The 9,194-nt window shown below is 67.4% G+C and carries 9 protein-coding genes; 5 read left to right on the top strand and 4 right to left on the bottom strand.

The genetic code is table 11. The annotated features are described in order from the left end of the window. Positions 1-15 precede the first annotated feature (15 nt). The 3 genes from ACO1X9_RS12190 to rfbB are packed head-to-tail and all read right to left on the bottom strand — an operon-like array spanning position 16 to position 2,950. Positions 16-1,107, bottom strand: a complete 1,092-nt coding sequence (locus tag ACO1X9_RS12190) for a glycosyltransferase (protein WP_486351110.1) — start codon at positions 1,105-1,107, stop codon at positions 16-18. Further along, positions 1,104-1,952 (bottom strand): dTDP-4-dehydrorhamnose reductase, encoded by an 849-nt coding sequence (gene rfbD, locus ACO1X9_RS12195; protein ID WP_486351111.1) that lies wholly within the window; start codon positions 1,950-1,952, stop codon positions 1,104-1,106. The genes ACO1X9_RS12190 and rfbD overlap by 4 nt, the downstream gene beginning before the upstream one ends. After that, complete coding sequence (rfbB, locus tag ACO1X9_RS12200) at positions 1,949-2,950, bottom strand: dTDP-glucose 4,6-dehydratase (RefSeq protein WP_486351120.1); 1,002 nt, start codon at positions 2,948-2,950, stop codon at positions 1,949-1,951. Before rfbB ends, rfbD begins: the two co-directional genes overlap by 4 nt. A gap of 56 nt (positions 2,951-3,006) precedes the next feature. Here rfbB and ACO1X9_RS12205 point away from each other — a divergent pair, with 56 nt between their 5' ends. Further along, positions 3,007-3,615: a dTDP-4-dehydrorhamnose 3,5-epimerase family protein gene (locus tag ACO1X9_RS12205; RefSeq protein ID WP_486351112.1), complete on the top strand. Its 609-nt coding sequence runs from the start codon at positions 3,007-3,009 to the stop codon at positions 3,613-3,615. Further along, positions 3,612-4,481, top strand: coding sequence for a glucose-1-phosphate thymidylyltransferase RfbA (rfbA, locus tag ACO1X9_RS12210; RefSeq protein WP_486351113.1), 870 nt, complete (start codon positions 3,612-3,614; stop codon positions 4,479-4,481). Before ACO1X9_RS12205 ends, rfbA begins: the two co-directional genes overlap by 4 nt. Here the strand turns inward: rfbA and ACO1X9_RS12215 are convergent. Next, on the bottom strand, positions 4,465-5,328 hold the full coding sequence (locus ACO1X9_RS12215; protein WP_486351114.1) for a glycosyltransferase family 2 protein: 864 nt from the start codon (positions 5,326-5,328) through the stop codon (positions 4,465-4,467). The two genes, rfbA and ACO1X9_RS12215, sit on opposite strands and share 17 nt — an antisense overlap. A gap of 26 nt (positions 5,329-5,354) precedes the next feature. On the opposite strand from ACO1X9_RS12215, the gene ACO1X9_RS12220 reads away from it, so the two are divergent. From ACO1X9_RS12220 to ACO1X9_RS12230, 3 genes are all read left to right on the top strand, one after another. Beyond that, complete coding sequence (locus ACO1X9_RS12220; protein WP_486351115.1) at positions 5,355-6,263, top strand: ABC transporter permease; 909 nt, start codon at positions 5,355-5,357, stop codon at positions 6,261-6,263. Then, positions 6,260-7,003: an ABC transporter ATP-binding protein gene (locus tag ACO1X9_RS12225; protein ID WP_486351116.1), complete on the top strand. Its 744-nt coding sequence runs from the start codon at positions 6,260-6,262 to the stop codon at positions 7,001-7,003. The genes ACO1X9_RS12220 and ACO1X9_RS12225 overlap by 4 nt, the downstream gene beginning before the upstream one ends. Before the next feature lie 71 nt (positions 7,004-7,074). Further along, positions 7,075-9,194, top strand: a 2,120-nt coding sequence (locus ACO1X9_RS12230; protein WP_486351117.1) for a fibronectin type III domain-containing protein, incomplete at its 3' end; no start/stop codon positions are given.

Consider the following 9,194-nt stretch of genomic DNA (forward strand, 5'->3'; position numbering starts at 1 on the left):
CGCGTCTCGAAACCCCTACAGGTCCGCGTGCAGCTGCCAGACCTTCTCGGCGGCGTCGCGCCACGTGAAGGCCTTCGCACGGTCGCCCGAGGCGACGGCCGCCCGGTCGAGTGCGGTGGCGTCGTCGAGCAGCGCGCGCACCGCGTCGGCGAGCGCCTCGGGGTCGCCCGGAGGGACGAGCACGGCGGCGTCGTCGGTGAGCTCGGCGACGGCCGGCAGGTCGGTGGCGACGATCGGCAGGCCCAGGGCGAGCGCGTCGAGCAGCACCGACGCGGGGCCGGCGGCGAGCGCGGGAGAGACGAACGCCGTCGCGCCGGCGAGGATCGCGACCCGGTCGTTCCAGGCCGGCTCCTCGACGAGGGTGAGGCCGGACGGGTCGTCGAGCACAGCCGCGTCACCGGGGCCGACGAGCAGCACGACGGGCACGTCGAGTCGCGCGGCCGCCGCGGCGAGGTCGGCGAAGCCGTTGCGCGCATCGCCCTCGGCGACGGCGACGACGTAGCGCTCGGGCAGCTTGTGTGACGCCCGGCGTGCGGCCGCGTCCGCGGGTACCGCGAGGTCGGACGACGGCGCCGCGCCGATGACCCGCACCCGCCCGGCGAGGTCGAGATGCTGCTCGAGGTCGGCCGCGACCGCGTGGGTGGGCACGACGATCGCGTCGGCGTGCTTCTCGGCGCGGCGGCCCATCGACACCGTCCAGGAGGCCTGCCTCGAGGGCAGCAGCTCGGGATGCGTCCAGGCGACGGCGTCGTGGATCGTGACGACGATCTGATCCCCGGGGTTGAGCGATCTGTCGTGACGGCGCAGGGGCGCGAAGAGGCTCGTCGCGTGCACCACGCCGCTGCCGGGCAGCGCCGTGAATCCGCGCTGCCAGGCGGCCGCGAGCTCCCGTCGGGCGAGGGCCGCCTCGTGCAACTCGCGCAGCCCCGGCACGCGGTCGCGCACGCGGGCGTAGTCATCCTCGAATGCGGCGGCGACGACGCCCGCGACGTCGGCCCCGCGGGGCGCGGCGCGCACGATCGCGCGGGCGAGTTCCTCCGCGTAGCGGGCGAGTGGCCCGCCGCCGCGCAGCAGCATGTCGTCGAGGATGAGGCGCAGGGTGGTCATGGGCTCGTCAGAGCTCCTTCCGCGATCGCGGCCCGCAGCGCGTCGCGCCACGGCCGGGGAGCCTCGAGTCCCGCCGCCGCCCAGGCGGCGTGCCCGAGCACCGAGTACGACGGACGGGGCGCGGGGCGCACGAAGGCGGCGCTGTCGGTCGGCAGCACCCGGGCGGGGTCGAGACCCGAGTCCTCGAAGATCGCCCGTGCGAAGTCGAACCAGCTCGCGCTGCCTGCGTTCGTGCCGTGGTAGATGCCGAAGGGTGCGTCGCCGTCGAGCAGCCGCACGATCGCGGCGGCGAGGTCGCGCGACCAGGTCGGCTGTCCTACCTGATCGGTCACGACGCTCACGGTCTCACGCTCCGCGGCGAGGCGCAGCATCGTCTGTGCGAAGTTCGATCCGCCCGCGCCGTAGAGCCAGGCCGTGCGCACGAGGTACGTGTTCGGATGCCGCAGCACGAGTTCCTCGCCCGCGGCCTTGGTGCGACCGTAGGCGCCGACGGGAGCGCGCGGCGTGTCCTCCGAGTAGGGCGCGGTCGCCATCCCGTCGAAGACGTAGTCGGTCGACACGTGCACGACGCGCGCGCCGATCTCCGCGGCCGCGTCGGCGAGCACCCCCGCCCCTGTCGCGTTGACGGCGTAGGCCGCCGCCTCGTCGCTCTCCGCGTCATCGACCCTCGTGTAGGCGGCGGCGTTGATGACGACGTCGGCGCCGGCCACCGCCTCGCGGACGGCGGCGGCATCCGTGATGTCGAGGTCGGCACGGGTGAGCGCCGTCACCTCGCGTCCGGCGAGCACGCGACGCAGATCTGCGCCCAGCATCCCGCCCGCGCCGGTGACGACGTAGCGGGTCATGCCTGACCGGCCGCGCGGTACTTCGCCTCGGTCGCGTCTTTCTGCGGCGCCCACCACGACTCGTTCGCGCGGTACCAGTCGATCGTCGCGGAGAGACCCGCCGCGAAGTCGCCGAAGCGCGGCGTCCAACCGAGCTCCTCGCGCAGCTTCGTCGAGTCGATGGCGTAGCGCAGGTCGTGTCCCGGGCGGTCGGTCACGAGGTCGTACGCGTCGCGCGGCCGGCCCAGCTCGGCGAGGATCAGCTCGACGACATCCTTGTTGTTCTGCTCCCCGTCGGCGCCGATGAGGTAGGTCTCGCCGATGACGCCCTTCTCGAGGATCGTGAGCACCGCCGAGGAGTGGTCGTCGGCGTGGATCCAGTCCCGCACGTTCTCGCCCGTGCCGTAGAGCTTGGGACGCTCGCCACGCAGCACGTTGGTGATCTGCCGCGGGATGAACTTCTCGACGTGCTGGAACGGGCCGTAGTTGTTCGAGCAGTTCGAGATCGTCGCCTGCACCCCGAAGCTGCGCACCCACGCGCGCACGAGGAGGTCTGAGCCTGCCTTCGTGGACGAATAGGGGCTCGACGGGTTGTACGGGGTCTGCTCGGTGAAGCGGGCCGGGTCGTCGAGCTCGAGGTCGCCGTAGACCTCGTCGGTCGAGATGTGGTGGAAGCGGATGCCGTGCTTCCGCGCCGCCTCGAGGAGCGTGAACGTGCCGACGACGTTGGTCTGCACGAACGGGCTCGGATCGTTCAGCGAGTTGTCGTTGTGCGACTCGGCGGCGTAGTGCACGACGGCGTCGTGCTTCGCGAAGAGGTCGTCGACGAGGGACGCGTCGAGGATGTCGCCGACGATCAACTCGACGCGGTCGGAGGGTAGGCCCTCGAGGGATGCGGCGTTGCCCGCGTACGTGAGCTTGTCGAGCACCGTCACGGTGTGGTCGGTGTGAGCGACGACGTGGTGGACGAAGTTCGACCCGATGAAGCCGGCTCCGCCGGTGACGAGGATGCGCACGATGAGGTCCTTTCAGGGCCGCGGGAAGTCTACCTAAGCGTCGTTGGTAGGCTTCTGCGGTGCAGATCCGAGAGCTGGCGATCCCGGATGCCTACGAGATCACCCCGCGGCAGTTTCCGGATGATCGCGGAGTGTTCTTCGAGTGGTACCGCTTCGATCGCCTTGCTGATGTGATCGGGCATTCGCTCGACCTACGGCAGGCCAACACCTCGGTTTCCCGACGCGGCGTCGTGCGCGGCATCCACTTCGCCGACGCCCCGCGCGGGCAGGCCAAGTACGTCACCGCCGTGCATGGCGCGGTGCTCGACTTCGCGATCGACATCCGAGTCGGATCGCCGACCTTCGGCCAGTGGGACTCGGTGCTGCTCGACACCGTCGACCGCCGCGCCATCTACCTCGCCGAGGGGCTCGGTCATGCGTTCGTCGCCCTCACCGACGACGCGACCGTGACCTACCTCGTGAGTGACACCTACAACCCCGAGGCCGAGCACGCCATCGACCCGCGCGACGCAGAGGTCGGCCTCGTCTTCCCGGACGAGGCGGGCGAACCTCTTCTGTCGGCCAAGGACACCGAGGCGCCCGGGCTGGCTCAGGCCCGCAATGCGGGGTTGCTCCCGCAATGGGACGCCATGCGGGCCTACTACGACGAGTTGGGAGCCGCGCGATGAAGGGGATCATCCTTGCGGGGGGATCGGGCACCCGGCTGTGGCCGATCACGAAGGGCATCTCGAAGCAGCTGATGCCCATCTACGACAAGCCGATGATCTACTACCCGCTGTCGACCCTGATGATGGCCGACATCCGCGAGGTTCTCGTCATCACCACGCCGGAGTACAACGCGCAGTTTCGGGCGCTGCTCCGTGACGGGTCCGACCTCGGGATGCGGATCGAGTACGCCGTGCAGCCGTCGCCTGACGGGCTTGCGCAGGCGTTCATCATCGGCGAGGAGTTCATCGGCGACGACAGCGTTGCGCTCGTGCTCGGAGACAACATCTTCCACGGCACGGGTCTCGGCTCGTCGTTGCGGGGCAACGCCGAGCTCGACGGGGGGCTCATTTTCGCGTATCAGGTGGCAGAGCCCGCGGCGTACGGCGTCGTCGAGTTCGACGCCGAGATGCGGGCGGTGTCGATCGAGGAGAAGCCGGCGGAGCCGAAGAGCAACTACGCGGTTCCGGGTCTCTATTTCTACGACAACGACGTCATACGCATCGCGAAGTCCATCACCCCGAGCGCTCGCGGCGAACTTGAGATCTCGACGGTCAACGAGACCTACCTCGACGCCGGCAGGCTCAAGGTGCAGGTGCTCGACCGCGGGACGGCGTGGCTCGACACCGGAACGTTCGAGTCGATGATGCAAGCGTCAGAGTATGTGCGCGTGATCGAAGATCGTCAGGGCTACAAGATTGGGTGCGTAGAGGAGATCGCGTGGCGGGCTGGCTGGATAGACGACACGCAGCTCGCCGCCCTCGCCGCGCCTCTTCGCAAGAGCGGCTACGGGACGTACCTCGACCGCCTCGTCAGCCGCGGGCTCTGAGCCGGGATAACCACGCCCGCGCCGCGAGCCCGCCACGGAGCGCGAGGCGCACGGCCGCCCACAGCGGCCCCGGGTACTTCTTCGAGAGGAAGCGATTGGCGCTTTCATGGTGCGCCGCAACCATGGCCGTGCGCTCGGACGTCGTTGAGTGCGCTCCCGCGTGGGTGACGCAGACCGATGGCTCATAGCGGTTGCGCCATCCGGCACGTCCGAGTCGCATGCCGAGGTCGACGTCCTCGAAGTACATGAAGTAGTCCTCATCAAATCCCGAGACGGAATCAAAGGCCTCGCGCCGCACGAGCACGCAGGAACCCGATAGCCAACCGGCGTCGCGGGGGCTCGGGTCGCCCTCCTGGCGGTAGCGCCGCGACCAGGGGTTGCTCGGCCAGGCGCCGGCGAAAAGCGCGTGCCCGATTCCGATCCGCAGCGAGGGGACGAGCCTTGCCGAGGGATACACCGTGCCGTCCGGGTTGAGGACTGCTGGCCCGATGGCGCCGATGCCGGGGTCGCTCTCGCCCACGTCGACGAGAGCGTCGATCGAGCCGGGCTCCAGCACGACGTCGGGGTTTACGATGAGGATCCAGCGCACCGACGGTTCGAGGGTACGCACCGCGGCGTTGACTGCACCGCCGTAGCCCGGATTGGACGAGAGGGGCAGGTATCCAGCGCCGGCCCGCTCGGCGATCTCGGCGATCTCGCCTTCGGGCGCATTGTCGACGACCAACGTCTGCAGTGTGCGGCTGGTCGCCGCACCGAGTGAGGCCAGGAACGCGGGGAGTACGGCGCTCGACCGGTAGCTGACGGTTACGACCGCGACGGGTGCCTTCGGATCCCTCGGGGCGGCCATGATAACCCAAGCCTAAGGGGATCGAGGTGACCGGGCGCCCCGTCACGTCGTCGTATCATGGACCGTCGCCCGCGGGTGGCGAACCGAACAGAGGGCACATGGGATACCTGAGGGACGTCGTCGCGGCGCGCGAGTTGCTGACGAATCTGACCCTCCGCGAAGTGCGCGGTAAGTACCGCCGCACCGTGTTCGGGCAACTGTGGTCGCTGGTGAACCCGCTTGTTCTCATGGCGATCTACACATTCGTGTTCGCGTTCATATTCCGCATCGATCCCGACCCTGGTGACCCGAGCGGGCTTGAGGTCTTCCCTCTCTGGCTCTTGAGTGGTCTGTTGCCGTGGCTGTTTTTTGCCAACGTCATCAACCTCGGGATGGCCTCGATCGTCTCCAACGCGGGCCTCATCACTAAGGTGTGGTTCCCGAGAGTGGTGCTGCCATTGTCGACGGTGGGTGCGAGCGCCTGGAACTGGCTCTTCGAGATGTCGATCCTCGCGATCGCGCTGTCGATCGCCGGCGCTTTCGTGCTGCCTTGGCTGCCGCTGGTCGTCATGTTCATGGTCGTCCTCGCCGTCTTCGCCGCAGGGATGGCCATGCTTCTGAGCATCGCGAATGTGCACTTCCGCGACACTCAGCACTTCCTGTCGCTCGCACTCCAGCTCTGGATGTACCTCACGCCGATCATTTACCCGATCACGCTGGTGCGTGAGCAGTCCGAGCGACTCGGCCCGTTGTTCGGTACCCCGGTTACGCTGGAGGGCATCTACTCTCTCAACCCGATGGTTCATTTCGTAGACGTGTTCCGTTCCCTTCTTTACGACAACACCTGGCCTGATCCGCTGCCGGCCGGGCTCAGCATCCTGTGGGCACTTACCGCGTTCGTCCTAGGCTTCGTCGTGTTCCGCCGGAGCGAGCCGAACCTCGCGGAGGCACTGTGAGCGACATCGCGGTCTCCGTTGACGACGTCAGCAAGAAGTTCCGGCTCTACCACGAGCGCAACCAAACTTTGAAGTCGGCGATCATGCGCCGGCGCCGTTCGGTGCACGAGGATTTCTGGGCCCTGCGAGACATCACGTTCGACGTCGAGCGCGGTTCGACATTCGCCCTTGTCGGCAGCAACGGCTCGGGCAAGTCGACCCTCCTAAAGTGCCTTGCTCGCATCTACATGCCGAACGAGGGCACGATCACCCACCGGGGACGTATGGCGGCGATGCTGGAGGTCGGCTCGGGGTTCCACAGCGAGCTGACGGGCCGGGAGAACATCTTCCTCAACGGCTCTATTCTCGGGATGTCCAAGAACGAGATCGAGCGAAAATTTGATGACATCGTCGACTTCTCTGGCATCGAGCGCTTCCTCGACCAGCCAGTCAAGAACTATTCGTCTGGGATGTATGTCCGGCTCGGCTTCTCTATCGCGATCCACGTCGACCCCGAGATCCTCGTCGTAGACGAGGTGCTCGCGGTCGGCGACGCCGAGTTCCAGCAGAAGTGCTTCGAGAAGTTCGATCAGCTCCACGAGGAGGGCCGCACGGTAATCCTCGTCAGTCACTCGATGTCGACGGTCCGCAAGATGTGCGACAGGGCCGCCTGGATTGAGAAGGGCGAACTCCGGCTCGTCGGGGACTGCGACGACGTGGTGAGCGCCTATACCGACTCGATCGGAATCGAAGAGGCCTGAAAGCGTCCGCCCGGCGCTAGCGGGCGGCCCGGAGGTGCCGGGATAGGCTTCCTGAGTCTGGCATCGGAGGGGTGAACGTGCGACGACAGTTGGGAACGACCATCACGGGGGCTCTCGCCGCGGTGGCGGTGGCGGCCGGGCTGCTGATCGGCATCCCGACATCGGCGGGCGCCGCGACGATCTTCGATCCGGGTGACATCATCTCCGATGCGGAGTTCTATAACGGCAACGCGATGTCGTCGCTCGAGATCCAGTCGTTCCTCGATGCCAAGGTCGGCACGTGCACTAATGACAAATGCCTCAACGTCGCGCTCCTGAGCGTCCCGAATCGTGCGCGGGAGGTCTCGACGTCAACGGGCAACCTCATCTGCGAGGCAATCACGGGCGGGGTCATGATGGCCTCGGAGCTCATCTATCGTTCGCAGGTGGCGTGCGGGATCTCAGCGAAGGTCATACTCGTGACCCTCCAGAAGGAGCAAGGTCTCGTCACGAGTCGCGCCCCTTCTGACCCCGCGCTCCGCTGGGCCATGGGGATGGCGTGTCCGGACACCGCGCCGTGCGACACCGCCTTCGCCGGGCTCGCGACGCAGATCGTCTCCGGCACTCGGCAACTTAAGGCCTATAAAGCTTCGGCCTTCGCGCGCCAGCCCGGGGTGCACTTCATGCAGTACCACCCGAACGGCGCGTGCGGTGGGACCAACGTCAACGTCCGCAACTATGCGACCGCGGCGCTCTACAACTACACGCCGTATCAACCTAACGCGGCGTCGCTGGCGAACCTCTACCGCACGGGCGACTCGTGTTCGTCCTACGGCAACCGCAACTTCTGGGCCTATTTCCGAGACTGGTTCGGCTTCGTCGATGGGCCGCCGCCGGGTTCGCCGAGCGCGCCGCAGGGCCTCATGACGACACGAAACCACGGCGGTGAGCTCACCCTCTCGTGGTCGCCTCCTGCCAACTTCGGCGATACCGCGGTCACGGATTACCGCATCAGTTACACATCAGTCCACAACGCCATTCCCGTCGTCGTCGATGACGGTGTGTCCACGTCGACGTCGCACACCTTCGCCGATCCGACGCCCGGGATCGCCTTCACCTTCCGGGTGCAGGCTGTTAATGCTGTCGGCGCAGGTACCCCCGCTGAGATCAAGGTCACGGCCCCAGACCCGGGGGCGCCGAGCGAGCCGCGCAACCTGCGGGTGACCGTCAACGATGGGGCCGCGCTCACGCTGGTCTGGGACGCGCCCGCGTCGCCCGGCACGTCACCGGTGAGCGACTACGTCATCTCCTACACGTCTGTTTATCACCCCACTCCCGTAGTCGTGAACGACGGAGTGTCCGCGATCACGACCCAGACTTTCGTCGGCGCCACGCCGGGGCTGGCGTTCACCTTCCGGGTCCAGGCGAAGAACTCAGCAGGGTTGAGCGCCGAGGCTAAGACCTCGGCGACTCCACCGACCGCCGGACAGCCAGCCGAGGACTTCACACGTCCCGGTGCCGTCTCGGGTTTGCGGATCTCCGTTAACGACGGATCGACGCTGAAGGTCGAGTGGGAGCCTCCGGCGTCGACGGGCTCGTCGCCGGTCACCGACTACGTCATCACCTACACCTCGGCTTATCACCCGAGCCCCGTCGTTGCGGACGACGGCGTGTCTACGACGACGTCCCACACCTTCTCGGACCCGACGCGTGGCCTAGAGTTCACCATCCGGGTCCAGGCACGCAACGCCGCGGGGCTGGGTGCGCTGGCCAGCATCCTGGTTACCCCACCCGATTACCCGGATGCTCCCCGGAACCTGCGAACGACCGTTAATGATGGGTCGGCGTTGACGATCGTGTGGGATGAGCCGGGATCGAACGGCGGGTCGGCGGTGACGGACTACGTGATCTCGTATACGTCGCCGTATCACACGACTCCGGTCGTGGTGAGTGACGGGGTGTCGACGGCGACGACGCACACGTTCGTGAACCCGACGCCGGGGTTGCCTTTCATGTTGCGGGTGCAGGCCAAGAACGTGACGGGGCGTTTGAGCAGCCCCGTCCAGGTGCAGGCGACCGCGCCGACGCCGACGGTGGCGGTGCCGGATGCTCCCCGGAACCTGCGAACGACCGTTAATGATGGGTCGGCGTTGACGATCGTGTGGGATGAGCCGGGATCGAACGGCGGGTCGGCGGTGACGGACTACGTGAT

It is taken from the genome of Pseudolysinimonas sp. (genome assembly GCF_057350545.1).